This is a genomic window from Arthrobacter sp. ASL1, assembly GCF_056680475.1.
In genome coordinates, this window is the sequence record NZ_CM155284.1 from 1,951,580 (window position 1) to 1,976,395 (window position 24,816).

Annotated in this window: 21 protein-coding genes; 9 read left to right on the forward strand and 12 right to left on the reverse strand. The window is 67.7% G+C overall.

Annotated features, from left to right (window positions below; translation table 11 throughout):
- The first annotated feature begins 3 nt into the window (after positions 1–3).
- Positions 4–735, forward strand: a complete 732-nt coding sequence (locus AC1MEQ_RS09170) for a 4'-phosphopantetheinyl transferase family protein (protein ID WP_479795940.1) — start codon at positions 4–6, stop codon at positions 733–735.
- Here AC1MEQ_RS09170 and AC1MEQ_RS09175 read toward each other — a convergent pair.
- The 4 genes from AC1MEQ_RS09175 to AC1MEQ_RS09190 all read right to left on the reverse strand — a co-directional run bounded on the left by AC1MEQ_RS09175 (position 732) and on the right by AC1MEQ_RS09190 (position 6,131).
- Positions 732–2,438: an ABC transporter ATP-binding protein gene (locus AC1MEQ_RS09175; protein WP_479795942.1), complete on the reverse strand. Its 1,707-nt coding sequence runs from the start codon at positions 2,436–2,438 to the stop codon at positions 732–734. The two genes, AC1MEQ_RS09170 and AC1MEQ_RS09175, sit on opposite strands and share 4 nt — an antisense overlap.
- Complete coding sequence (locus AC1MEQ_RS09180; RefSeq protein ID WP_479795944.1) at positions 2,435–3,427, reverse strand: ABC transporter permease; 993 nt, start codon at positions 3,425–3,427, stop codon at positions 2,435–2,437. The genes AC1MEQ_RS09175 and AC1MEQ_RS09180 overlap by 4 nt, the downstream gene beginning before the upstream one ends.
- A complete protein-coding gene (locus AC1MEQ_RS09185) occupies positions 3,420–4,346 on the reverse strand; it encodes an ABC transporter permease (RefSeq protein ID WP_479795946.1) in 927 nt (308 codons plus the stop codon). Before AC1MEQ_RS09185 ends, AC1MEQ_RS09180 begins: the two co-directional genes overlap by 8 nt.
- 147 nt (positions 4,347–4,493) lie before the next feature.
- Positions 4,494–6,131: a peptide ABC transporter substrate-binding protein gene (locus AC1MEQ_RS09190; protein ID WP_479795947.1), complete on the reverse strand. Its 1,638-nt coding sequence runs from the start codon at positions 6,129–6,131 to the stop codon at positions 4,494–4,496.
- Between the two features lie 270 nt (positions 6,132–6,401).
- Here AC1MEQ_RS09190 and AC1MEQ_RS09195 point away from each other — a divergent pair, with 270 nt between their 5' ends.
- Together AC1MEQ_RS09195 and AC1MEQ_RS09200 are read left to right on the forward strand one after the other, a co-directional pair.
- Positions 6,402–6,860, forward strand: a complete 459-nt coding sequence (locus AC1MEQ_RS09195) for a DoxX family protein (protein WP_479795949.1) — start codon at positions 6,402–6,404, stop codon at positions 6,858–6,860.
- A gap of 94 nt (positions 6,861–6,954) precedes the next feature.
- Complete coding sequence (locus AC1MEQ_RS09200; protein ID WP_479795951.1) at positions 6,955–7,398, forward strand: hypothetical protein; 444 nt, start codon at positions 6,955–6,957, stop codon at positions 7,396–7,398.
- A 77-nt stretch (positions 7,399–7,475) separates the two neighbouring features.
- On the opposite strand, the gene AC1MEQ_RS09205 is transcribed toward AC1MEQ_RS09200, so the two are convergent.
- The 5 genes from AC1MEQ_RS09205 to AC1MEQ_RS09225 form a co-directional block, all read right to left on the reverse strand.
- Positions 7,476–8,759 (reverse strand): IS1634 family transposase, encoded by a 1,284-nt coding sequence (locus AC1MEQ_RS09205; RefSeq protein WP_479796097.1) that lies wholly within the window; start codon positions 8,757–8,759, stop codon positions 7,476–7,478.
- Positions 8,760–9,779: 1,020 nt separating this feature from the next.
- Complete coding sequence (locus tag AC1MEQ_RS09210; protein ID WP_479795953.1) at positions 9,780–11,141, reverse strand: MFS transporter; 1,362 nt, start codon at positions 11,139–11,141, stop codon at positions 9,780–9,782.
- Positions 11,138–12,370 carry a M20 metallopeptidase family protein gene (locus tag AC1MEQ_RS09215; RefSeq protein ID WP_479795955.1) on the reverse strand — a complete coding sequence of 411 codons (1,233 nt, stop codon included), beginning with the start codon at positions 12,368–12,370 and terminating at the stop codon, positions 11,138–11,140. Before AC1MEQ_RS09215 ends, AC1MEQ_RS09210 begins: the two co-directional genes overlap by 4 nt.
- Positions 12,371–12,464: 94 nt before the next feature.
- Positions 12,465–13,202 carry a FadR/GntR family transcriptional regulator gene (locus AC1MEQ_RS09220; protein ID WP_479795957.1) on the reverse strand — a complete coding sequence of 246 codons (738 nt, stop codon included), beginning with the start codon at positions 13,200–13,202 and terminating at the stop codon, positions 12,465–12,467.
- A 43-nt stretch (positions 13,203–13,245) separates the two neighbouring features.
- Positions 13,246–14,940: an L-lactate permease gene (locus tag AC1MEQ_RS09225; protein ID WP_479795959.1), complete on the reverse strand. Its 1,695-nt coding sequence runs from the start codon at positions 14,938–14,940 to the stop codon at positions 13,246–13,248.
- 246 nt (positions 14,941–15,186) lie between these two features.
- On the opposite strand from AC1MEQ_RS09225, the gene AC1MEQ_RS09230 reads away from it, so the two are divergent.
- The 5 genes from AC1MEQ_RS09230 to AC1MEQ_RS09250 are packed head-to-tail and all read left to right on the forward strand — an operon-like array spanning position 15,187 to position 19,527.
- Positions 15,187–15,987, forward strand: coding sequence for a (Fe-S)-binding protein (locus tag AC1MEQ_RS09230; protein WP_479795961.1), 801 nt, complete (start codon positions 15,187–15,189; stop codon positions 15,985–15,987).
- Positions 15,984–17,513, forward strand: coding sequence for a LutB/LldF family L-lactate oxidation iron-sulfur protein (locus AC1MEQ_RS09235; RefSeq protein ID WP_479795963.1), 1,530 nt, complete (start codon positions 15,984–15,986; stop codon positions 17,511–17,513). Before AC1MEQ_RS09230 ends, AC1MEQ_RS09235 begins: the two co-directional genes overlap by 4 nt.
- Positions 17,513–18,148 carry a LutC/YkgG family protein gene (locus AC1MEQ_RS09240; RefSeq protein WP_479795965.1) on the forward strand — a complete coding sequence of 212 codons (636 nt, stop codon included), beginning with the start codon at positions 17,513–17,515 and terminating at the stop codon, positions 18,146–18,148. The genes AC1MEQ_RS09235 and AC1MEQ_RS09240 overlap by 1 nt, the downstream gene beginning before the upstream one ends.
- Positions 18,149–18,160: 12 nt before the next feature.
- Positions 18,161–19,078, forward strand: a complete 918-nt coding sequence (locus AC1MEQ_RS09245; RefSeq protein WP_479795967.1) for a macrolide 2'-phosphotransferase — start codon at positions 18,161–18,163, stop codon at positions 19,076–19,078.
- Between the two features lie 17 nt (positions 19,079–19,095).
- Positions 19,096–19,527, forward strand: a complete 432-nt coding sequence (locus tag AC1MEQ_RS09250) for a VOC family protein (protein WP_479795969.1) — start codon at positions 19,096–19,098, stop codon at positions 19,525–19,527.
- Between the two features lie 14 nt (positions 19,528–19,541).
- Here the strand turns inward: AC1MEQ_RS09250 and AC1MEQ_RS09255 are convergent, their stop codons facing one another.
- Both AC1MEQ_RS09255 and AC1MEQ_RS09260 read right to left on the reverse strand, forming a co-directional pair.
- Positions 19,542–21,203: a sialidase family protein gene (locus tag AC1MEQ_RS09255; RefSeq protein ID WP_479795971.1), complete on the reverse strand. Its 1,662-nt coding sequence runs from the start codon at positions 21,201–21,203 to the stop codon at positions 19,542–19,544.
- Between the two features lie 221 nt (positions 21,204–21,424).
- Positions 21,425–22,123, reverse strand: coding sequence for a helix-turn-helix transcriptional regulator (locus tag AC1MEQ_RS09260; protein WP_479795973.1), 699 nt, complete (start codon positions 22,121–22,123; stop codon positions 21,425–21,427).
- A 92-nt stretch (positions 22,124–22,215) separates the two neighbouring features.
- On the opposite strand from AC1MEQ_RS09260, the gene AC1MEQ_RS09265 reads away from it, so the two are divergent.
- The gene (locus AC1MEQ_RS09265) at positions 22,216–22,662 is read left to right on the forward strand and encodes a hypothetical protein (RefSeq protein ID WP_479795975.1); all 447 of its coding nucleotides are present in this window, start codon (positions 22,216–22,218) and stop codon (positions 22,660–22,662) included.
- 291 nt (positions 22,663–22,953) lie between these two features.
- Here AC1MEQ_RS09265 and AC1MEQ_RS09270 read toward each other — a convergent pair whose 3' ends face one another.
- Positions 22,954–24,768, reverse strand: a complete 1,815-nt coding sequence (locus AC1MEQ_RS09270) for a gamma-glutamyltransferase family protein (protein ID WP_479795977.1) — start codon at positions 24,766–24,768, stop codon at positions 22,954–22,956.
- Positions 24,769–24,816 lie beyond the last annotated feature (48 nt).

Here is a 24,816-nt window from a genome sequence, read left to right on the forward strand (position 1 = left end):
CCGATGCCCTCCGGCTCCGCACCACCGGCGATCCTCCACACGGTCGCCGACGTCGGGGCGTTCACTGCGGCTGCCGCCGAACGCGGGGGCCTGCACCGGTTCGTCTCCGACACCGATCTGGCCTCCGCGCGACGACATGCCGCCCCCGAGGACGGTGCGCGGGCGCTGGCCGCCCGCGCCCTGGCGCGCCTGCTCAGCGCGCGGGTACTCGGCCTGCCGCCGATCAAGGCCGCCGGTCTCGGCTCGCACGCTGCGGCGTGCCGCTCCTGCGGTGGAACACATGGGAAACCCGGTTTGGAGGGGGTGGGCGTCAACTGGTCACGCTCGGGGGCTGCGGTCATGGCCGCCGCCGCGGTGCCCGCTGCCGGGCAGCTCGGCGTGGACATCGAGCGCGTTCCCGGGCTTCTCTTCGACGGCTTCGATGCGCACTGCCTGTCGCCGGTTGAACGCTCGTCGCTTCCCCCGCGCGACATCGAAGGCCGCATGCGGCTGTGGGTCGCGAAGGAGGCATTGCTCAAGGCCTGCGGATACGGACTGTCCATTCCCCCGGCAGCCGTCCGCACCTCCGGGGTACCGAGCATCGACCCGGAAACGGCGAACGGGGCCGGCACCGGTGCGCTGGACGGTTTGTCCGTGCACGAGGTGCCGGCCCCGGGGGGCTACGTTGCGGCCGTTTCCTGCCGCAGCGGTTTTCAGGTGCGGGCAGTGGAACCGCACCTCCTGTTTTCCCTTTAGGCGACCGCCGGCGGAAGCATCAGCCCGGCACCGGGGATCGCGTCCAGCAGCGAACGCGTGTACTCGGTCTGCGGGGCATCGAACACGTCGTCGGTGGTGCCGGTCTCCACCAGCTTCCCCTTCTCCATGACGCACACGTGGTCCGCGATCTGGCGCACTACTGCCAGATCGTGCGTGATGAACAGGTAGCTGAGCCCCAGCTCCGACTGGAGATCCGCGAGCAGGTTGAGCACCTGGGCCTGCACGAGCACGTCCAGTGCCGACACCGCCTCGTCGCAGATCACCACCTCGGGATCCAACGCGAGCGCCCGGGCGATGGCCACGCGCTGGCGCTGGCCGCCGGAGAGCTCGTTCGGGAACCGCTGCATCATCGATGCCGGCAAGGCGACCTGGTCCAGCAGGGCCCTGACCTTCTTCTCGCGCTCCTTCGCATTGCCGATGCGGTGGACGCGCAGCGGCTCCTCGATCGTGCGGAAGATGTTGTACATCGGGTCCAGCGAGCCAAAGGGGTCCTGGAAGATCGGCTGCACCCGGCGACGGAACGCGAACATCTCCTTGCGGGACAGCGAAGTGAGGTCGACGCCGTCGAACAGGATGCTTCCCTCGGAAGCGTCCTCCAGTCCCAAAACGATCTTCGCCACGGTGGACTTGCCCGAACCGGATTCGCCCACCACCGCCGTCGTGGTGCCGCGCTTGATGCTGAAGGACACATCGTCCACGGCCCGGAACTCGGTCGACTTGCCCAGTGCGCCGCGGATCTTGTAGTTCTTCACCAGGTTGCGGACCTCGATGACATCGTCGCGCGCCGCCGGTTGCTCGGTGGCCAGCACCTCCTCCGACTCCAGCCCGCGGTCCTTGGCCGACTCGATCCGGCGCGAAGCCAGCGAGGGGGCCGAAGACACCAGCCGCTGCGTGTACGGATGGCGCGGGTTGGTCAGCAGTTCCACGGCGGGGCCCGCCTCGACGACCTGGCCCTTGTACATCACCACCACCTTGTGCGCGCGTTCCGCTGCCAGACCGAGGTCGTGCGTGATCAGCAGCACCGCGGTGCCCAGATCAGTGGTCATGGTGTCCAGGTGGTCCAGGATCTGGCGTTGGACGGTGACGTCCAGGGCCGACGTCGGCTCATCGGCGATGAGCAGCCGCGGACGGCAGGACAGCCCGATCGCGATCAGGGCACGTTGGCGCATGCCACCGGAGAACTCGTGCGGATACTGGTTGGCCCGTTCCTCCGCCCGTGGCAGTCCGGCCTCGGTCAGGACCTTGGCCACATCCTTTTTCTGGTACGGCAAGCCGTTGGCGCGCAGCGTCTCCTTCACCTGGAAGCCGATGTTCCATACCGGGTTCAGGTTGGACATCGGGTCCTGCGGCACCATGCCGATGGACGAACCCCGCAGTTCGATCATCCGCTTCTCCGAGGCGTGGGTGATGTCCTCGCCGTCGAAGAGCATGGTTCCGCCGGCGACCCGGCCGTTGCGCGGCAAGAGGCCGATGGCCGCCAGTGCGGTCGTGGACTTGCCCGACCCGGACTCGCCGACGATCGCCACGGTTTCCCCGGGCAGGATGGTCAGGTTGGCCTTGCGGACCGCCTCGACCTCGCCGTTGCCGGTCTTGAAGCTGATCGCGAGGTCGCGCAGCTCCAGCAGCGGGCGGGGCATGGAGGCTTCGTCAGTGGTTTCCTTGATCATGGTTTCACCGTTCATCGTTTGCGCGCCTTCGGGTCCAGGGCGTCCTGCAACGCGTCACCGAGCATGATGAAGCTCAGCACCGTCAGCGACAGCGCCAGTGCCGGCCAGAACAGGGCCATCGGGTTCGAACGCAGCGAGCTCTTGGCCGAGAAGATGTCGTTACCCCAGGACATGACGTCCGGTGGCAGCCCGATGCCCAGGTAGGACAGCGTTGACTCGGCCACAATGAAGACGCCCAGCGAGATCGTCGCGATCACGATGACCGGTGCCAACGAGTTCGGGATGACGTGGCGGATCAGCGCACCGGCCCGGCTGACGCCCAGCGAACGCGCCGCGATGACGAAGTCGGCTTCGCGCACCTCGATGACCGCCGCGCGGGTGATGCGTGCGATCTGCGGCCAGCCGAAGGCAGCCAGGATCAGCACGATGGTCCACACGTTGCGGTTCTCGCGGAAGAACGGGATCTGCACGACGACGATCGCGCCGAGGATGAGCGGCAGCGCGAAGAAGATGTCGCCCAGGCGTGCCAGCACTGCGTCGACCCAGCCGCCGAAGAATCCGGAAACCGCGCCGATGGTGCCGCCGAACACCACGATGGACAGCGTGGCAAACAGGCCGATGGTGAGCGAGGACTGGGTCCCGTACATCACCCGTGCCAGGATGTCGCAGCCCTGCTGGGTGAAGCCCAACGGGTGGCCCGGGGCCGGCCCGCCATCGGAGTTGGCCAACATGCATTGCGCGTTGGGTTCCTCGTTGGTGAACAAACCCGGGAACAGCGCCACGAAGATCACCGCGATGATCAGGAACGCGCTGATGAGGAACAGCGGCTGCGTGCGCAGGTTGCGCCACGCTTCCAGCCACAGCGAAACCGGAGCCGCCGTGGAGACGGCACTGTCCGTGGCCTGGACCGGGGTGTCCGCGGGGTCGGCCACAAAATGCTCGATGGGGTACTTGGAGATCTTGGCGCCACGAATGGTGGGCGAGTTTTTGGTGTTCTCAGGCATATCGGATCCTCGGGTCGAGCCACGCGTACAACAGGTCAACCAGCAGGTTCGCCAGGACGAAGACCACGATCAGTACGGTGACGATCGAAACGACAACGGGGGCCTCCCCGTTCAGGACGGCGCGGTAGAGCGTGTTGCCGACGCCGTTGACGTTGAAGATTCCCTCGGTGACGATGGCTCCACCCATCAGGGCGCCGAGGTCGGCACCCAGGAACGTCACCACGGGAATCATGGAGTTGCGCAGCACGTGCACCACGACGACGCGGCGGCTGCTCAGTCCCTTGGCGGTGGCCGTGCGGACATAGTCGGCGCCGGAGTTCTCGATGACGGCCGTGCGGGTCAGCCGCAGCACATAGGCGAAGGAGACCAACCCGAGCACGAGGGCCGGGAGGATCAATTCGGTGAACGTGGCGTCGCCGCTGACGGTTGGGTTGGCCCACTCGAGCTTGACGCCCACCACGAACTGCATGAGGAAACCAAGCACGAAGATCGGCACGGCGATGACGACGAGGGAGAAGACCAAAACGGTCGAGTCGAAGATCTTGCCCTTCTTGAGTCCGGCAATGAGGCCGATGACGATGCCGAAGACGGCCTCGAAGACGAGAGCCATGATGGCCAACCGGGCCGTTGTGGGGAAGACCCGGGCCAGGATTTCGGTGATCGGCTGGCCGGCGAAGTTGGTTCCCAAGTCAAGGGTGAAAATGCCCTTGAGGTAGAGGAAATACTGGACCCAGAAGGGCTGGTCCAGGTTGTACTGTTCGCGCAGGGCGGCCTCGACGGCGGGGGTGCAGCCCTTTTCGCCGCAGATGGCTGCCGTGGCGTCTCCGGGAAGGGAGAACACCAGGAAGTAGATCAGCAGTGTGGCACCCAGGAAAACCGGGATCAACTGCAGGAAACGACGGAGCAGGAACCTGGCCATCAGGCCCCACCCACTCGGGGGGATCGCGCCCGTTCGGGGCACACGGAAAATAGCATCAACTTAACCTTTGGGATGTGGCAGGACCGCGGGGCCCGCTCCCGGGATGGGGAGCGGGCCCCGCAGAGGGCTTGGAATGACCAGGGGCCCTTACTTGCCGGTGATCGCGTAGTACAGCGGCACGCCGTTCCAACCGAATTCCACGTTGGTGACGTTGGTGCTCCAGCCGCCCTGGGCGACCTGGTACCACAGCGGGATGGCCGGAAGGTCGGCCAGGAGCATCTCCTGGGCCTTGTTCATGGCCTTGTTGCCTTCTTCCACCGTCGCGGCGGAGAGGCCCTTGTTCACGGCTGCATCGAACTTCTTGTTCGCGTAGACCGCGTCATTGGAACCTGCCCCGGTCGTGTAGATCGGGCCCAGGAAGTTGGCCAGCGACGGGTAGTCGGCCTGCCAGCCGGCACGCACGGCCCCGGTCAGCTTGTGATCGGTGGCGTCCGTGCGGACCTCCTTGAAGGTGGCGTACGGCTTGCCCGAGACCTCGATGCCGAGGTTGTTCTTGATGTTGTTGACCACGGCCTGGACCCACGTCTTGTGGTCGCCCTTGTCGGCGTTGTAGGCGATGGTCAGCTTTTCACTCTTGTCGTAGGCCTCGATCTCATCGGCCTTCTTCCAGAGTTCCTTCGCCTTCTCCGGGTTGTAGGCGAGGTTCTCGCTGCCCGGAATGGAGTCCGAGTAGCCGTCCAGGACCGGGGCGGTGAATTCCTTGGCCGGGGTGCGGCCGCCGTTGAAGATGACCTGGGTGATCTCTTCGCGGTTGATGGCCATGGAAAGTGCCTGGCGGCGCAGCTTGCCGGCTTCGCCCTGGAAGTTGTCCAGGTAGTACGGGATCGCGATCGTCTGGTTGCCGGCATACGGGGACTCGATCGACCGGTCGCCCAGGTCGTTCTTGAAGTTCTTGATGTCGGACGTCGGGATGGTCTTGAGGACATCCAGGTTGTCGGAGATCAGGTCCTGGTAGGCGGTGGTGTCGTTCTGGTAGATCTTGAACGTCACACCGGCATTCTGGGCCTTGCGCGGACCCTCGTAGCCCTCGTTCGGGACCAGCTTGATCTGCTGCTGGTGCTGCCAGGCGTCTTCGCCATCGAACTTGTAGGGCCCGTTGCCGACCGGGTGCTCGCCATACTTCTTGGGATCCTTCAGGGCCTCTGCCGGCATCGGGTAGAAGGCGCTGTAGCCCAGACGCAGCTTGAAGTCGGACTCGGGCTGCTTGAGCTTCACGGTGAAGGTCTTGTCGTCCACGACCTTCAGGCCGGACATCTTCTCCACCGTGGAACCCTCGGCGGCGGCCTCATCGTAGCCTTCGATGCTCTCGAAGAAGTAGCTGCTCAACTGTGCATTCTTCGCGGCGGCACCGTAGTTCCAGGCATCGACGAAGGAGCTGGCCGTGACCGGGTCACCGTTGGTGAACTTCTGGCCGTCCTTGAGCGTGATGGTGTAGTTCTGCGAGTCCTTGGTCTCGATCGACTCGGCCACCTCGTTCTGGGGCTTGCCCTCGGCGTCATAGCTGATCAGCCCGGTGAAGATGAGGTCCAGGATGGCGCCGCCGCCGACCTCGTTGGTGTTGGTGGGAATCAGCGGGTTCTGGGGCTCGGAACCATCGACGACGATGACCCGGCTGGTGTCTCCGGCACCGTCGGCGGCCTTGTCGCCACCGCCGCCGCAGGCGCTCAGGCTCAACGCAACAACGGCTGCGATGCCCAGGATCTTGGAAGCGCGCGAATAACGCATACTTTCTCCTTGTGATGCCGGCGGCGGGAGGTCTTCCGGACACCGCAACGGCTGTTTGTTGTTAGATTCAAGTGTTGTGAAGCACTTGCTAGCCAATATCGTAGGGCATCCAGCGCACCCGATGTGACGCGGGACATCATGCAGGGTGGCCCAATGCACATGCCGAAACCGGTTGGATCCGCGTCATGACGCCGATCCGGCGTTGACAAGAAATACACAGAACTTTTTGCCTCCAAGTGCGCGTGCAGGTCGATCTGCTAAGTTTCGGCCATGACCGGCAAACGGCGCCACCAACCACAGACCCCCCTCCCGCCGGCCCGCCGGATCGCCAGCAGGCTACTGGGGGCATTCCTGGTCTTCGCCGGGGCCAGTCATCTCAGCTTCGCGCGGACGGAATTCGCCCAGCTCGTTCCCGATTGGGTCCCCTGGGACAAGGACGACGTCGTCGTGCAGTCCGGCATCGTCGAAGCGGCCCTGGGCACCGGCCTGCTCACCCTTCCGGCTTGTCGGGCCCGGCTGGGAATGGCCATCGCCGCACTATTCATTGCGGTCTTCCCCGGGAACCTCGACCAGTTCATGCACCGTAAGGCCTCTTTTGGCCTCGATAGCGACTCCGGCCGCCTGGTCCGCCTGGCCCTCCAGCCACTGCTTGTCCTGTGGGCCCTTTGGTCCACGGGCGCCTGGCGCGAACTACGGTCATCACGTTCGCGACACCGGAACGCCCGCTGAAGCCCACCCCGACGCGACGTGCTGACAGTCCGACGCGCGCGCCGTAGGCTCGGCCATAAACGCATCAGCGACACACCACGGAGGGAAACCCGCCATGTCCGGATCAGATGACCACGACGGCCCAGACGCGGCACACCAGATCCCCGCGGGCGTCACGCCGGCAACCGTGGAGGCACTTGGCAAGCTCTCGGAGGCGCTGGAGCTGACCGAGGACGCCCGGGGCAGCCTCTACAACTTCCACCGCAAAACCGGAGCCGCAGACCTGGCCCTCGGCGAGGCCGTGGAGATGCTCCGTGCCGCCGGGCACGCGGGCATCGCCAACCGACTCGAATCCGATCTCGTGGGACGCAACGTGATCGAGCATCGGTGGACGTTCCAGATCGTTGAGGATTACGACGACGGCTACTACTCCGAATTCCGGTCACTGGAAAACAAGGCCCGGCAGGAACTTGCCGAGGGCAAACGGCACCTGTTCGAGGCGCAGATGAAGGAAGATCGCCGCACCCACGGTCGACGCCACCACGAGCCGAGACCCTAGCCTGAAGTTACGTTTGTCAGAACGCCAGGATCCCCGGATTGTCGGGGATCCTGGCGTTTTTGGTTCTGGGTGTCTGGCTACTTTCTGTGGTGTTGGGCGTGGTGGTCGATGAGGTCCATGGCCTTTTGCTGGCGGGGTGTGGGTAGGGAGAGTAGTTCGAAGGTCGTCTTGGTGCCGGGCACGTTGGTGGTGTTCCGGGTCCGTGTTGCCATGTGGGCCAGGAGGTCCTGGTAGCTGGTGGCGGTGGTTCCGTCGTCGAGTTTGCCGGTGCTGGCCTTGCGTGCCGCGGCTGCGGAGCGCTGGACCTTCGCGACGGGTTCCTCGGGTACGGGCCGGTTCTCGTCGGTGAATGTCAGTGGTGCCCAGGCGGTGCGCAGGTGCCAGGTGAGGTGGGCTGCGAGCATGCAGAGGAAGACGTGGGCGCGGGTGCGGTTCTCGGTGTGGTGGCGGATGGGGCGGATGCCCAGGTCCCGGGTTTTGAGGGTCTTGAAGACCTTTTCCACGTTGGCCAGGGACTTGTAGGTCCGCACCGTTTCGGGGGCGTCCATGTCCGTGGCGGGGACGTTGGTTCGGATGACGTAGATCCCGTCCAGGTCCGCTTCGCGCTTGATGGATTCGGTGTTGCGTACGTAGGTGAACTTCTCGTCGGTGATGCCCAGGTCGAAGTGCTTGGCCATGTTGTATTTGCCGACGGTCTTGCCGACCTTGACGCCGATCTTCCCTGCCGTGGTGAGCCGGCCTGCCGCCACGGCTTTCTTGATGGTTTCGAGTTGTTCCTCGGTGGCTTCGAGCAGGCTGGTGCGTTTGTGGGCGCGTTTTGCTGCCAGGGCGGGGTTGCGGCAGGCGATGAGGCGTTCGCCGGGGTACTTCGGGTGGCTGATCTCGGCGAGGTTCTGTTCATCGAACAGGCTCATCTGCAGGGGCCCGTCGTCCTCGGCGAGCTTCTGGATGTCGGTGTTGCGCAGGGCGGTGACCCAGCTGAACCGGGTGTCCTTTTTCAGGTCCTGGACCCGGGCGTTGGTGATCATTCCGCGGTCCCCGACCATGACCAGGTCCTGGACTCCGGAGAGGTCGTGGATCTCCTCGGCGATCTGGATGAACGCGGCCGGGTCCGCGGTGTTGCCGAGGAAGACCCGCACCGCGATGGGCAGTCCTGCCCGGGTGGCGAGCATGCCGTATTCGATTTGTTCGCAGCCGCGTTTCCTGTCCCTGGAGTAGCCGAATTTGGCCAGGGGGTTGTGGGTTCCGGTGACCCAGGAGGAGGAGAGGTCGAACAGCGCCAGGCCCCGGGGTTGTCTTCGGGTCCGAGGTGGGTGCGGGCGAGTTGTTTTTCGATGCGTGGTTGCTGTTCGAGCAGCCAGTCCATCGCGGAGTAGAGATCATCGGCGCTGACCGGTCCGAGGTCGGTGCCCAGGGTCGTGTCGGCGAACCAGTTCAGGGTGGCGAGCTTGGAGGTCGGGTTGCAGATCCGTGCCGCGAGCAGGCCCATGACGAGGTCCCGGTGCCGGCAGGCGGGGCCGAGCAGGGCTTCGAAGCGCAGCGACCGGGCCATGGTGTAGACGGCGTCGAGGTGGCCGTGGGGCAGGGTGCGCAGGATCTGCATCCGGGCGGTCGCCTCCACCATGGTCTTGCCCTTCAGGGAGGCCTGCAGGTCCTTGATGGCGTGCTGGGGAAGGTAGGAGACGTTGCCCAGGGTCTCGTGCTTGACCTTCCCGCCGTCACGGTAGGAGCGGCGTATCAGTGCCGATTGGTACTCGACCTCGACGCCGGCCTTGTTGATCCGGTGAGAGGTGTTGATGGCTACGTGCATGGCCGGAGCGCCTTGTTTCATGACAACAAACTACTCCACCGAAATGGAAATTGGAAGAAGAATTCTCAACATTTTAGTGGCTACACATTTTGGTCTTAAAGGAAGAATTGCCCCGGAACCATGCGGTTCCGGAGCAATTCACTAACGTAACTTCAGCCTAGCGCCAACGCCACACCGACCCAGCTGCCGCAGGAGCCCCGCCGACCTAGCCTGCAGGTCGGGAGGCACCACCGGGTAGGGCCCTGGCATGTCCGTCCCGATGAGACGCCGAACACTCGTTTCTCGATGCAGGTCATCGCCGCCGCCGAGCGGCCACCCAGCCTCAAAGACCTCGCGCCGCGAACTCGACGAACGCAGCACCGAGGGCAACCCCTACCACCCGCACGCCCGGTCGGTGCCGGTGGAACCGGGTTCGACCGAGGAATACGTGGTGCGCCTCTACCCGTTCGCGAACACCTTCACGCCGGGCCACCGGATGGTGGTGGAACTATCCAACGGCGAACCGCTGGCCGATGAGCACAACGCACTGCTGCCCCCGGACGCCTTCCACCTGCCGGTGGGCCGGCCCGGCTCAACGCGCCGTCGTCGTGCTCTTCTCCCGCGGTGGGGCCGGCTGGCGCAGGTCGATGCCCTTGGTCTCGCGCAGGGTGAAGACGGTCGCGATCCCGATGCACAGCAGCACGATCGTGTAGACACCGAAGATGGTGGGCCCGGCGTCGCCGAACCAGGCGTTCATCCCGGCCTGCAGGTAGGCAGCCGTGCCCCCGAACGCGGCCACGCAGATGGCGTACGGGATGGCCACGCCCATCGTGCGGATGGTCGTGGGGAACAGTTCCGCGTAGGTGGTGGGGACGATCGCCGCCGAGGCGGAGATGAAGACCAGCATGAGGGCCATGCCCAACGCCAACTGCACCGCGGAGTCACGCACGATGAGCGTCGCCGGGAAGAAGAGCACCGCGCTGCCGACGCCGCTGATGATCAGGACCGGCTTGCGGCCGATGCGGTCCGAGAGCCGGCCCCACAAGGGCAGCGCGATCAGGAACACCACGTTGGCCGCCACGCCGGCCCACAGTGCGCCCGTGGGGTCGATGCCCAGCTCGTGGATGGCGTAGGCGGGCGTCGAGACGCCCCAGACGTAGTAGACGACGGTCAGGCCCACGGTCAGGCCGATGACCTTGGCGGCCTGGCGCCAGTTGGTGGCCAGCTGGCGGAAGACATTCTCGCTGGCCGGGCGGACGGCGTGGCCGGGGTGCTGGTGGCCGGGGTCCGCGGCTTCCTCGAAGGCCTCGGTCTCCTCGAGCTTGGTACGCATGTACAGCGCGAACAGCCCGATGACGGCGCCGATGAGGAACGGGATCCGCCAGCCGATGCTCGACATCTGCTCCTCGGACATGACCGTGGAAAGGATCGCCCCGATGAAGGTTCCCGCCATGATGCCCAGGGTTCCGGAGAAGTAGATGAGCGAGGACCACAGGCCCCGGCGTTCGCGCGGTGCCATCTCGGAGAGGTACGTCTGGGCGCTGGGCAGCTCGCCCCCGTGGGCCAGGCCCTGGATGATGCGCGCCACAAGCAGGATGACGGAGGACCAGGTGCCCACGGCATCGTAGGTAGGGCAGAACGCGATGATCAGCGAACCGAATGAGGCCAGCAACACGCACAGGACCAGGGAGGTCTTGCGTCCGAGCTTGTCTCCGATCCAGCCGAAGAAGAACCCGCCCAGGGGCCGGGCGGCGAAGCCGACGGCGAAGACGGCCAGCGTGGCCAGGAAGGCGGAGGCGGGGTCGGCGTGGCTGAACAACTGGGAGGCGATGAATGAGGCGAACGTCGCGTAGATGGCCCAGTCGAACCATTCGGCGGCGTTGCCGGCGCCGGTGGCGACCAGGGTGCGCATCACGGTGGACCGGTCGGAGGCCGGGGCGGTGGGGGTGGTCATGGTCTTTCTCCTGCCAGCTGGTTGACCGCCAGTGCCGCGTAGAGCGCGGCCCCGTCGGCGAGGACATGGTCGCCGAAGACGGCCCGGGCGGAATGGTTGAAGGGTGCGGTCGCGGGGTCGACGCCCTCGGGGACCGCGGAGAGGAAGGCGAAGGCACCCGGGACCTCCTCCAGGACCCGGGAGAAGTCCTCGGAACCGCCCAGCGGGTTGGGCATCTCCAGGTAGCGTTCGGCCCCCAGCAGCTCGCCGGCGACGGAGCGCAGGGACCGCGTCTGCTCGGCGTGGTTGGTGGTGACCGGGTACTCGGCCGCATAGTCGACGTCGGCCTCGAGTCCGTGGGCGGCGGCGATGCCGTGCAGCAGCCGCGGGATGGCCTCGCGCAGCCGGGCGTTGGAGGCGGGTGAATACGATCTGATCGTCGCCTCGAAACGGGCCGTGTCGGCGATGACGTTGCGGGCGGTCCCGGCGTGCAGGACCCCGACGGTGATGACCACCGGGTCGAAGATGTCGAACTGCCGGGTGACCATGGCCTGCAGTGCGGTGACCATCTCCGCCGCCGCGGTGACCGGGTCCTTGGCCAGATGCGGGGCAGAACCGTGGCCGCCGGCCCCGCGCACGGTGACGAACAGTCCGTCGGAGGCACTCATGATCGGCCCCTCGCGGGACATCAGCATCCCGCTCGGGGCCAGGGCGGAGGCCACATGCAGGCCATAGGCCGCTTCGACGCGGCGCCCGGAGGCGTCCAGGACGCCCTCGTCGATCATGATCGACGCGCCGTCGCACCCCTCCTCCCCCGGCTGGAACATCAGCACGACGTCGCCGGCCAGGGACTCCCGGCGGTCGGCCAGCAACGTGGCGGCACCGGCGAGCATGGAGGTATGCAGGTCGTGCCCGCACGCGTGCATGGCACCGTCGACCTCGGAGGCGTAGTCCAAGCCGGTCTCCTCCTGCACGGGCAGGGCGTCCATGTCCGCGCGCAGCAGCACCGAGCGGCGTTCGGATCCGGCCGCGCCACCGCGCAGCACCGCGGTCACCGAGGTGCAGTCCGTGCCGGTGCCGACTTCGTAGCCCAGCGGTTCGAGCCAGTCCAGGACCTTCTCCTGGGTGCGCGGCAAATCCAGCCCGATCTCCGGGTGGCGGTGCAGCCGGTGGCGCAGGTTGGCGATGTCGCCGTGCAGGGACCGGGCGTCCGCCAGCAGAGCGGCGGAAGTTGAGGTGGGATCGGGCATGCGAGACCTTTCGCCGTCGTTCTCAGCACCACTTGTATGGAGTGATGCCGCTCACGTTACGCCCCTTGCGGGCTGCGCGGCAGGTCCCGGCTTTTCAGCTTCCGGTGGACCAACCGTGGAACCATTCGATGTGCTCGCGCAGCAGGTCAGCGGCCTGTTCGCCGTGGCCTGCCGCAACGGCGTCGAGGATCCCGTGGTGCTGCGCGCGCAGGACCGTGGCGACCGGTTCCCAGGCCTCGTCGCTGCGCACGGCGTCGCGCACGTAGTCGCTGATGGCCAGGCGCAAGGACTCCATCATGGCCTCGATGACCGCGTTGCCGGCCAGGCCGGAGAGCAGCACATGGAAGCGGGCGTCGAGTTCATGGAAGGCCCCGCGCTCCAACCCCGGATCGTCCATGGCAGCCAGCAATCCGTAGGCATCGGCCAGCACGGCGGCGCTCCGCCCCGGATCCGCGTCCAGGTCCGCGCTGCGGGCGGCCCACGTCTCCAGCAGGACGCGCGTCTGCACGATCTCCTGCACGCTCAACCGGGCCGAGGCCACGTGCATGCGCAGCGCCGTGGCGATGCCGGCGGCCGGCTCGGAGATCACCACGGCCCCGGCGCCCGGCCCGGAACCGGTGGCGGTGCGCACCACTCCCATGACATCGAGGATGCGGATGGCATCGCGCACCGAGGCGCGTGAGATGCCGTGCGCCTCGGCCAGGGCCCGCTCCCCGGGCAGCTGGTCGCCGACCTTCAGCTGCCCGGTCCGCAGCGCGTCCTCGATGTCGTCCAGGACGAGCTGGTAGGCCTTGGGCCGTTGGACGGGCTGGGTGTTGGATGGTTGTGCCACCCCGGTATTCTCCCATGGGGTCGTCATGGCCGGGGTCCTTGCGTCAGGGGGTCGGGAGCATCCAGCTCAGGATCGGCGTGGACTGCAGGTAGACCAGGCAGCACAGGATCAGCAGCATGGCGACGGACCAGCCGGCGACCTTGCGCAGGATGACCGATTCCTGGCCCTGCATGCCCACCGCCGTGGCGGCGATGGCCAGGTTCTGCGGGCTGATGAGCTTGCCGACGACGCCGCCTGCGGTGTTGCCGGCGACGAGCAGGTACGGGTCGATCCCGGCGTTGATGCCGGCGGTCTGCTGCAGCTTGGCGAACAGGGCGTTCGCGGAGGTGTCGGACCCGGTGACCGCGGTGCCGATCCAGCCCAGCACCGGCGAGAGGAACGCGAATGCCGCGCCGGTGCCGGCCAGCCAGGTGCCGATGCTGATGGTCTGGCCCGACAGGTTCATCACGTAGGCCAGTGCCAGCACGCAGATGATGGTCACCGCGGCCCAGCGCATGTTGTGGATGGTGCGCCCGATTTCGGCGATGCCCTGGCCGACGGTGATCTTGTACCGGCCGCCGTCGTCCCAGATCGAGTAGACCACGGCGACGATCAGCCCGGTGATCAGCAGCAGCGTGCCGGGGCTGGAGAGCCACTGGAAGTTGTAGGTGGTCGAGGAGAGTGCCTCGCCGCTGGAGTTGACGATGCGTTCGTGCAGCAGCGGCCATCCGAATTTGACGTCGGTGGCCTCGAGCAGCTTCGGAATGCTGATGCCTGCGGTCCACAGCTTGGCGACGCCGAAGATCACGATGACCAGCAGGTAGGGGAACAAGGCCATGAAGACGCGGGATCCACCCAGCCGCGACGCGGCGTCGTCCGTGCCGTTCGTGGCGCCGGACCCGCCGACGAGGACGCGTTCGCGGGCGGCCTCGGCGCCCACCGGGGACCAGAAGCGCAGGAAGACGACGGCGACGGCCAGGCCGGCCAACGAGGCAACGATGTCGGTGAGTTCGTAGGCGAAGTAGGTGGCGGTGAGGAACTGGGCGATGGCGAAGGTGAAGCCGACGACGACGGTCGCGGGCCAGCATTCCCTGACACCGCGCCATCCGTCGAGGATGAACAGCAGCAGGGTAGGCACGAACAGGGCCAGCAGCGGGGCCTGGTGTCCCACGATCGCGCCGATGTGGGCGGGGTCCAGTCCGGTCAGCGCGCCGGCGGTGGTGATCGGGATCGCCACGGCGCCGAAGGCCACCGGCGCGGTGTTGGCGACCAGCACGGCGGCCGCTGCACGCAGCGGAGCCATGCCCAGCGCGATGAGCATGGTGGCGGTGATGGCGACGGGGGCGCCGAATCCGGCCAGTGCCTCGAGCAGCCCGCCGAAGCAGAAGGCGATGAGCACCGACTGGATGCGCACATCGCCGCCGCCGATCACGTCGAAGACCCGGCGCAGGTCGTCGAAGCGCCCGCTGACCACGGTGACCTGGTACAGCCAGATGGCCATGATCACGATCCAGACGACCGGGAAGGCGCCGAACACCCCGCCCATCACGCCGGACATCAGGGCCAGGCCCACCGGCATCTTGAACGCAAAGATCGCCACGAGCAAGGCCACCAGCAGCGACCAGGCCCCGGCGACGTGCGCCTTGGTCTTGACGAGCGCGAGGAGCGCGAAGAACGTCACCAAGGGCAGCAGGGCAATGAGCGCCGAGATGGCGACGCTTCCTGCGACCGGATCGGTCGGTGGTGTGAATGTGTCCATGGTTCGGTCCTTACAGGCGGCTGACGTGCTTCCGTGGTCTGACCACTATGGTCTGACCACGGAAGCATAACCTGTAGAGTGGACTCTTGTGAAGCCCGTCACAGAAATCTGCTTCGCTGAAACCCCTCCGGGCGCCACCCCAGCGCAGGGATCCCATCACCACTAGACGCGCCACCCCCACCGCCCTATAGTGGTCAGACCACACCGGCTACGGTGTCGTCCCGACGACGCTATGGAAGGCATCACATGAAAATCGCCCTCTTCGCCACCTGCATCGTCGATGGCATGTACCCCAGCACGGCACGCGCCACGGTCGCGATCCTGGAGCGGCTCGGCCACGAGGTCGTCTTCCCTCCCGGCCAGGCCTGCTGCGGCCAGATGCACATCAACTCCGGCTACTTCAAGGAGGCCCTGCCGGTCGTCGCGAACCACGTCAAGGCCTTCGACACCGGCGACTACGACGTCGCCGTTGCCCCCTCGGCCTCCTGCGTCGCCTCGGTGAAGCACCAGCAGCCGATGATCGCCGAACGCGCCGGGGACGCTTCCCTGCAGCGCCGTGCCGAAGAGGTCGGCGGCCGGACCTACGAGCTCTCCCAACTGCTCGTCGACGTCCTGGGCATCACCGACGCCGCCGCGCAGCTGGGCAGCTGGTTCCCCACCTCGGTCACCTACCACCCCTCCTGCCACGGCATGCGGCTGCTCCACCTCGGTGACCGCCAGCTGGATCTGCTGCGCACCGTGGAGGGCATCCAACTTGCCGACCTGCCCGCCGCCGACCAGTGCTGCGGCTTCGGCGGGACGTTCTCGATGAAGAACGCCGAGGTCTCCTCGGCCATGCTCGAGGACAAGGCGGCCAACGTCGTCTCCACCGGTGCCTCGATGTGCACCGGCGGCGACGCCTCCTGCCTGCTGCACATCGGCGGCGGCCTCTCCCGCACCGGGGCCCCTGCCGGCACCCTGCACCTGGCCGAGATCCTCGCCAGCACCCGGGAGCACCCGTACGACGCCGGCACCACCTTCGGCGCGAACGTGGAGGTGGCGCGATGAGCCAGGTCTTCGTCGGCATGCCCGCACTACCCGCCTACGGCCAGGGAAACCTCTTCGCCACCGAGTCCTTCCCGGAGGCGGCGCACCACGAACTGCGCGACGACCAGCTGCGCACTAACCTGCGCCACGCCACCACCACGATCCGCGAAAAACGCGCCCACGTGGTGGGCGAACTCCCCGACTGGGAGGAGCTGCGCAGCGCCGGCTCGGCGATCAAGGAGGCCGTCATGGCCGACCTGCCGGCCATGCTCGAGCAGTTCGAGGCAAACTTCACCGCGCGCGGCGGGACCATCCACTGGGCGCGTGACGCCGAGGAGGCCAACCGGATCGTCGAGGGCCTCATCCGCGAGCAGGACACCGACGAGGTCGTCAAGGTCAAGTCCATGGCCACCCAGGAGATCGGGCTCAACGAGTATCTGGAGGAGCGCGGCATCAAGGCGTTCGAGACGGATCTGGCGGAACTGATCGTCCAGCTCGGCCACGACAAGCCCAGCCACATCCTGGTCCCGGCCATCCACAAGAACCGCTCCCAGATCCGCGACATCTTCCTGCAGGAAATGCAGGACGTCGACCCGAATCTGTCGAACGACCCCCGCGAACTGGCCATGGCCGCCCGGGCCCACCTGCGGCGCAAGTTCCTCTCCGCCAAGGTCGCCATCTCCGGGGCCAACTTCGCCCTGGCCGACACCGGCACGCTGGGCGTCGTGGAATCGGAGGGCAACGGGCGGATGTGCCTGACGCTGCCCGAAACGCTGATCACCGTCATGGGGATCGAGAAGCTGCTGCCCCATGCCGAGGACCTCGAGGTCTTCATGCAGCTGCTGCCGCGTTCCTCCACCGGCGAGCGGATGAACCCGTACACGTCGTTCTGGACCGGCGAATCCCACGACGACGGTCCGCAGAACGTCCATCTGGTCATGCTGGACAACGGCCGCACCGCGGCCCTGGCGGACACCTATGGGCGCTCGGCGCTGCACTGCATCCGCTGCTCGGCCTGCATGAATGTCTGCCCGGTCTACGAGCGCACCGGCGGCCACGCCTACGGCTCGACCTACCCGGGGCCGATCGGGGCGATCCTCTCGCCGCTGATGACCGGCATCCAGGCCGAGGAGAACAACTCGCTGCCCTACGCCTCGAGTCTGTGTGGGGCCTGCTACGACGCCTGCCCGGTGAAGATCAACATCCCCGAGATCCTGGTCCACCTGCGCGGCGAGGACGTCGACTCCCGGCGCGGCCAGCGCCGGATCCCTTCGGAGATGGACCTGATGATGAAGGGCGTCCAGTGGGCGTTCTCCTCCGGCCAGCGCCTCGGGCTGCTCGAGAAGGCCCTTCCCCTGGGCAAGCTCGCCGCCGGGCGCGACAAGAAGATCAAGCGCCTGCCCGGCCACCTCGCCGGCGGCTGGACCAGCTCGCGCGACATCCCTGCCCCGCCGTCGCAGTCCTTCCGCGACTGGTGGGTCAAGGAGCACCAGGCACCGGCCCCCGGAACACCGGGACCGTCCACCACCACCGGCCAGGAGAAGTGATGGAAGCGCGCGAAGAGATCATGGACCGCATCCGTGCGGCGCTCAAGGATGCCCCGGCGGTGCCCGACGTGCCGCGGAATTACCGCAGGGCCGCCGATCTGGGTCCCGAGCAGGTGCTGGAGATGCTGGTGGACCGGCTCGAGGACTACAAGGCGAAGGTGAGCCGGGTGGAGGCCGCCGATCTGCCGCGGACCATCACCGGGCTGCTCGCCGGGGCCACCAGTTACGTGGTCCCGCATGGGCTGCCGGCCGCATGGCTCGACAACGACACCTTGCGCGAAGACGACCGCCGGCTCACCGACGCACCGGGCCACCGGCTCACCGTGGAGGACCTCGACGGGATCGCGGTGGTGACCTCCTCGGCGGTCTCCATTGCCGAATCCGGGACCATCATCCTGGACGGCTCCCCCACCCAGGGCCGGCGCGCGATCAGCCTGGTCCCGGACCACCACGTGTGCGTCGTGCCCGCGTCGACCGTCGTGCAGCTGCTGCCCGAGGCGTTGCCGCGCGTGGATCCAACCCACCCGCTGACCTGGATCTCCGGGCCCAGTGCGACCAGCGACATCGAGCTCGAACGCGTCGAGGGGGTCCACGGGCCGCGGGACCTGGACGTCGTCATCGTCACCGACCTCTGACACGATGGGAGCATGAGCACCGACTCCCCCGAACCCACAGCCGTCCTCGAACTGGCAGCCAGCCACGGTCTGTCGCTGGCGGCCGACGGCATTACCTTCAACGAGGCCGGGCTGGACTACCGCGTTGCCTTCGCCCACGAGGAAGCCGACGTCGGGAAGCAGTGGGTCCTGCGCATGCCCCGCCGCGATGACGTCTCCGCCAAGCTCGGCGAGGAACGGGCCATCCTGGACTTCGTGCGGCCGCAGTTGCCCGTGGCCGTCCCCGAGTGGCGGATCCAGGCGCCGGAACTCATCGCATACCCGCTCCTGCCCGGGTTTCCCGGGCTCACGTTGGACGACGGCGGCGAGCCGGTGTGGCATTTCGACACCGCCTCCGAGGCCTACGCCGACTCGCTGGCCCGGCTGATCGCCGCCCTGCACACCCTCGACCCGGCGCGGGCGGAGGCGGCGGGCATCCCCCGCGAACATCCCCAGGACGTGCGCGGCCGTTGGCGCACCGATCTGGAACGGGTCTGCGCCGAGTTCGAGGTCTCCGAGAACCTGCTCGGAGGCTGGCGCGCCTGGCTGGCCGATGACGGGCTCTGGCCCACCGAAACCGTTTTCACGCACGGGGAGCTCTACCCCGCCCACCTGCTGCTGGACGAACGCGAGGAGATCGTCTCGGTCCTGGACTGGACCACGGCCAAGGTCAGCGACCCGGCAATCGACTTCGCGTTCCACTGCATGATCTCCTCGGCCGACACGTTCGAGCGCACCGTAGCGCTCTACACCCAACTCACCGGCCGCACCGAGCCCCGGCTGGCCGAACGCTGCGCCGCCCTGCTCTCCGCCGGCCCGCTGAACTACGGCAGCTACGCGCTGGTCACCGGAAATCCGGAGCACCGGGCGGCCGCGGCGGAAATGCTCAACCCCACCGACGCGGCGGAATAGCCGCGGAACGCCCACCCATGGACCAGAACCTGCACTTCCTCACCATCGCCACCGCCGACCTGGATGCGGCGCGCGCCTTCTACACGACGGCGATGGGGTGGACTCCCCAGCTGGACGTCCCCGGGGAGATCATCTTCTACCCGGTCGCCCCCGGGTTGCTGCTGGGGTTGTTCGACGCCGCCAAGTTCGCTGAGGACCTCGGGCTCGGCGAGGACCGTTCGCGCGTCTCCGGACTCACCCTCGCCCATAATGTGGCTTCCCCGGACGAGGTCCGTGAGCTCGCGGTGGCCATGGAGGCGGCCGGCGCCACGGTGCTGAAGTCACCGCGGCCCGGTGCCTTCGGCGGGGTCTTCCACGCACTGGTCGAGGACCCCAACCACGTCATCTGGGAAATCGCACACAATCCCGGCTGGCATGTGGACGAGGACGGGACCATCCACCTTTCCTGATCCCGGCCTGCCGGTCATCCCCCGGTCGACGCCGCGGGAACGTCCGTGATCTCCACCCGCCCGGTCCCGGTATCCACCCGGGCCCGCTGCGCCCACAGGGTCCCTCCGGCGGCGACAGACCAGTGCACGACGGCGGTGCCTACGTCGAGGTCTTCCCGGGTCACCGTGTACACCGGGGTGAAGTAGAGGGCCTGTTCCCCCGGCTCCAGGATGGCCGGCGGGAAGAGTGCGGCCAAGGAGCCGCCGTCGTTGCCGTCGAAGGTGCCGGACAGCGCCGCGGTCACACGGTGGGGACCGGTGTTGGTGAACCTGCCAGTGAAGGCCAGGATGTCGCCGGCCGTCAGCCCGGGGGCGGGTTCACCGTAGTTGGCGACCTGGGCCTCGCGGGTGCCCAGCACCTGGGCGTCGCCGGTATAACCCTGGCCAATCTCCTTCCAGGTGTGCACGCCCCACTCCCCCGCGTCGGCGCCGATGGTGTGGGATTCCCCGATGCTGGTCCAGTGTTCGGGCCGGCCCGGGGTGATCGAGCGCAGCACCATGGCCAGCGCCCCTCCGTCGTCCTCGGTGAAGGCTTCCGCCGCAGTGGCGAGAGCCTCGTTGGCCAGGGCCGCGGCATCGATCCGGGTGAAGACGAGTTCGGAGTAGCCGCCGCGTTCGAAGAAGACGCCGAGCGATCCGTCGGCGAGCACGGCGGCGGTGGAGTAGGCGGAGCTGCCGCTGCAGAGGGTGAGGACCGGCGCCCACGTGGCGCCGTCGTCGTACGAGGTGCTCAGGACGGTGTTGCGGCGCAGCACGGTGTCGCGGTTGTTGGTGGCGAGCAGGACTGCTCCGCCGCCGGGCGTGGTGCGCAGGCGCAGGATGGAGCCGTTGTCGCCCGGATCGGGCAGGGTGGGGATCGGTTGCAGGGCGGTGTACCTGTGGCCACCGTCGGTGGAGCGCGCCGACAGGCGGGAGCCGGGGGCGCGGGAGTTCAGCAGGACGGTGCCGTCGGGCAGGCAGACGGTCTTGTTCTCGTTGCCCTCCCCCGGAGCGGGATCGCCGAGCGTCCAGGTTTCGCCGTGGTCGTCGGAGTAGGCGCTGGCGGCGCGGATGGTGCCGTGCAGCAGGGTGACCATCTGCTGGAGAAGGCGCCCGGCGTGCGGGCCGACGTCGAGCTGGATGCCGGTGCCGGCGGCGGCGAAGATCCCGGTGATGCCCTCGCGTTTGAGCATGCCGGTGATGCGGCGGTGGGTCCAGGTGGCCCCGTCGTCGTCGGAGATGGAGAGGTCCACGTGTTGGATCTCGTCTTCGGGTTCGGTGCCTTCGACGGCTTCGAAGAACCCGGCGTGGGTGCCGGCCGCGTGGAAGCAGAAGATACGGCCGGTGTCCCGGTCCACCAGCAGGCTGGGGTCGCCATATCCGGACAGGCCAGTGCCCGTGCGGATGACCTGTTGCGGTTCCCAGGTGCGGCCGTGATCGAAGCTGCGACGCAGCAGCAGGTCAATGGTGTTGGGCAGGTCATCGAGGTTGGGGCGGCCGTCGTAGGCGGCCAGGACCGTGCCGGCGGTGGAGTCCGCGAGGGCGGGGATCCTGTATTGGCGGTATCCGCCGTGGCCGCGGGCGGCAAGGACCAGTTCGGTCGGGGCGTCGAGCCCGGTGGGGATCGGGGAGGTTTCGATGGATTCGGTGGGGCGCACCCTCCAGATCTACACGCACTGCGCGGCGAGGACCAATAATGACGACGCCCGACCTCCGGCGTGGGTTTGGGGCCCGGGTGCGGGTCGGTACGGAAGCCCGAGCGGACCTTAACATCCGGGTTATGGCCCCTTACGGGCGCCCCAACCGGGCATAACCCGGACATCGCCGTGCCATAGGCCGGACGAGTCACGGCCGGGGCCCGCCCCGCCTCGGGCGCAGCTCAGCCGACGGCGTCGCCTCCGGGAAGCGGCCCGGTTCGGGGGCCCAGCCGCACGCAGCAACCGCAGGGTTGGCCCGGGGATACCCGTACGGCCCGCCGGCCCGGCTGAAGGGCGTCGAGCGCCCCGCCGATGAACTCCTGGTTCATGTCGCAGACGGTTGTCGTGTGGCGCGAAGACAGGGCGTGGAAGGGGCAGTTCGTCAGGTCCGCCGACCCGTCCGGCCGTGTTTCGGGGCGATAGCCATAGGTGCCCAGAAACTGGTCCAGGTCCGTCTGGTCGGTGGCCAGTCGCCTGCCAGCTGACCGGGCCGCCTCGGCCAAGTGGCCGTCCACCGACCCGCCGTCGGCTCGCGAGGCGTCGATGGCCTCGGCCATGATGTCGGCGGCCAGCGGATACTCACGCTGGGGGACGCTGGCGGTCAGTTCGGCGTGGACGGCGCCGTAGACCTTCGAAGGCCGTCCCGCCCCGGGCCCGGTGGCCCCGTTCAGGCGCCGGAACGAGACCTCGAGGAGACCCTGGTCGGCCAGCTTGTCCAGTTGGAAGGCGGCGGCGTGGCGGGAGATCCCCACGGCCTCGGCCACCCGTTCACGGCCCACTGGTTCGCTGCTGCGGGCGACTTCCTCGAAGATGGCGGCGCGCAGCGGGTCGGCCACTGCGGCGACGGCCTCGACCCGTTCCTGGTGGTGCATCGGTTCCATGAATCCAGCATAACTCTAAAACGAATAAGTGTTGACTTAGAAAATCTTCGGGTTCTAAAATGAGACATCATCACCTTAGAAAGGAACCCGTCATGGCCGCCCCCACTCTCCCCGCCGCCGCCCGGCGTCAGGGAACCAGCACGCATCAGGCCTTCCTCCTCCTGCGCACCATCTTCACCGTCGCGCCGATCCTCTTCGGGATCGACAAGTTCACCAATGTCCTCACCGACTGGACGCATTACCTTGCACCCCTCGCCACCGACATCATCCCGGTCAGCCCCCAGGTCTTCATGTACGGCGTCGGAGTCGTCGAGATCATCGCCGGCATCGTGGTCGCCCTGCGCCCGCGTCTGGGGTCGCTGATCGTCTGCGTTTGGCTCCTGGGCATCATCGTCAACCTGCTCCTGCTGCCCGGCTTCTTCGACGTGGGACTCCGCGACTTCGGACTGCTCATTGCCGCACTCGCCCTGAACCGCCTCGCCGCGACGGAAGCCCCGGCCTGGCTGGCACGAACGCACGGCAACGCCGCCGCGCACTGAACACCGCACCGCACGACCGCGCCCCGGTGGACGTTCACGTCCTGTCACCGGGGCACGGCCACGTCCGGATCGCTGCCCACCATTCCACCGGGGCACAAGCTGCGGTACCTTGGGCGCAACACCCAGGGGGATCGTCATGGAACACACCGCCGGCATCGTGCCCTGCCTCCTCGCCGCCGGCTTGTTGCTGGCGGGATGCGGACAGGCATCCCCACCGGAGGCGGTGCCGGTAGCCGAGGAGGTTGATGCAGCCACCGGTTCGCCATCCGCACCCGTGTCAGGCGCCCCCGGTCAGCGCCCGGCGGCGTAGCCCTGGGCCCCGCGCGGGTTGGCTGCGGCGGCGAGCTGACCGGTCGCCGGATCCCGCACGACGGCGGACAGCCTCCCCAGTGCCCAGTCGCCCGCACGGGTGACGACATGTCCGCGGGCCTCGAGGCCCGCAATGACGTCCTCACCGAGCCGGTCCTCCACCACGGCCCCGCCCGGAGTCCAGGTGCGCGGCCAGAAGGAGCCGGGAATCGACGTCGTATGCAGGGCCGGGGCATCAACGGCCTGTTGGGGCGTGTAGCCACCGACGATCGTGCGCAGCAGGTAGAGCAACTGCCATTGGTCCTGCTGGTCGCCGCCCGGCGAGCCGATGGCCGAGATGGCCTTCCCGTCCTTCAATACCAGGGTCGGCGTCAGCGTGGTGCGTGGTCGCTTCCCGGGGGTCAGCGTGGACGGGCCCCCCTCTTCGAGCCAAGTCATCTGCAGGCGGGTCCCCAGGCAGAATCCCAGTGACGGGATCGTCGGTGAGGACTGCAGCCATCCGCCGGAGGGGGTGGCGGAGACCATGTTGCCCCAGCGGTCCACGACATCCAGGTGGCAGGTGTCGCCGCGGGTTTCCCCGGTCGGCTGGACCGTCGGCTCCCCCACGCCGGCGAACCCCGTCTTGGCCCCATCGGCGGTGGCCGGCGGGGTGTACTCGATGCGCAGTGGCGGGACAAAGGGGGTATGCCCGGTAACAGTTCCAGGCCGGAAATCGTGGCTGGCGTTTTCGGTGATCAGCGCGCGGCGTTCGGCTGCATAGCCCGAGTCGAGTAGATGCCCCAACGGGACATCGATGTCCCCGAAGTATGCCTCGCGGTCGGCAATCGCCAGCTTCTGGGCCTCCAGGATGGTGTGGGCACCGAGTTCGGTGGAGGGGTCCAGATGCTCGTCGTCGAACCCCTCGAGGATCGCCAGCGTCAGCAGCAGGGCGGGGCCCTGGCCCCACGGCCCGGTCTTGGCGATGGCGTACCCACGGAAGGTGGTGGTGGCGGCCGGCTCGTAGCTGGCCCGGAACCCCTCGAGGTCCGCGGGGGCCAGGACGCCGGCATGGTCGGTTCCAGAGGAGTGGCGGTGTGGAGTCGCCAGGAACGCCGCGGCTTCCCTACCGACGGTGCGGGCCCAGAGGTTGCGGGCGGAGTCGATCCCCGCGGTGCGACCTCCTGCCGTGGCCTCAGACGCCCGGACCAGCCGGTCCAACAGCGCCGCGTACGGTTCATTGCGCAGCAGCGTCCCTGCGCCCGGAAGTTGCCCCCCGGGCATCCAGTGCGCTGCGGAACTGGGCCAGTGGTCGGTGAAAAGTTCCGCGACGGTGGCGATGGTGTCGCGGACCCGGGGGAGGATTTCGTGGCCGTCACGGGCGTAGCCGATGGCGTAGGCGAGCACGTCGCCCAGCGTCCACGTCCCGTGGTCGCGCAGCAACAACAGCCAGGCATCGACGGCGCCGGGCACGGCTGCTGCCAGTGCCCCGGCCCCCGGCACAAGGTCGAGCCCCTCGGACCGGTAGTGCGCCACGGTGGCGGCGGCCGGCGCCGGCCCCTGGCCCATGAGGACCACGGGTTCGCCCGGGTGTTCGGCGGTGGCGAAGACGCCGGTCATGTCGCCGCCGGGGCCATTCAGGTGGGGTTCGACGATGTGCAGTACGAAGGCGCCCGCGACGGCGGCGTCGAAGGCGTTGCCTCCACGTTCAAGAACCGATTGGCTGGATGCGGTCGCCAGCCAGTGCGTCGAGGCGCTCATGCCGAAGTTGCCGCGCAATGTTGGACGGGTGGTAAAGGATTCGGGTGCGGTGTAGGTCACACTCTTACCCTAAGCCGCGATCATGGACACTCGTGTTTCCGACGTGCC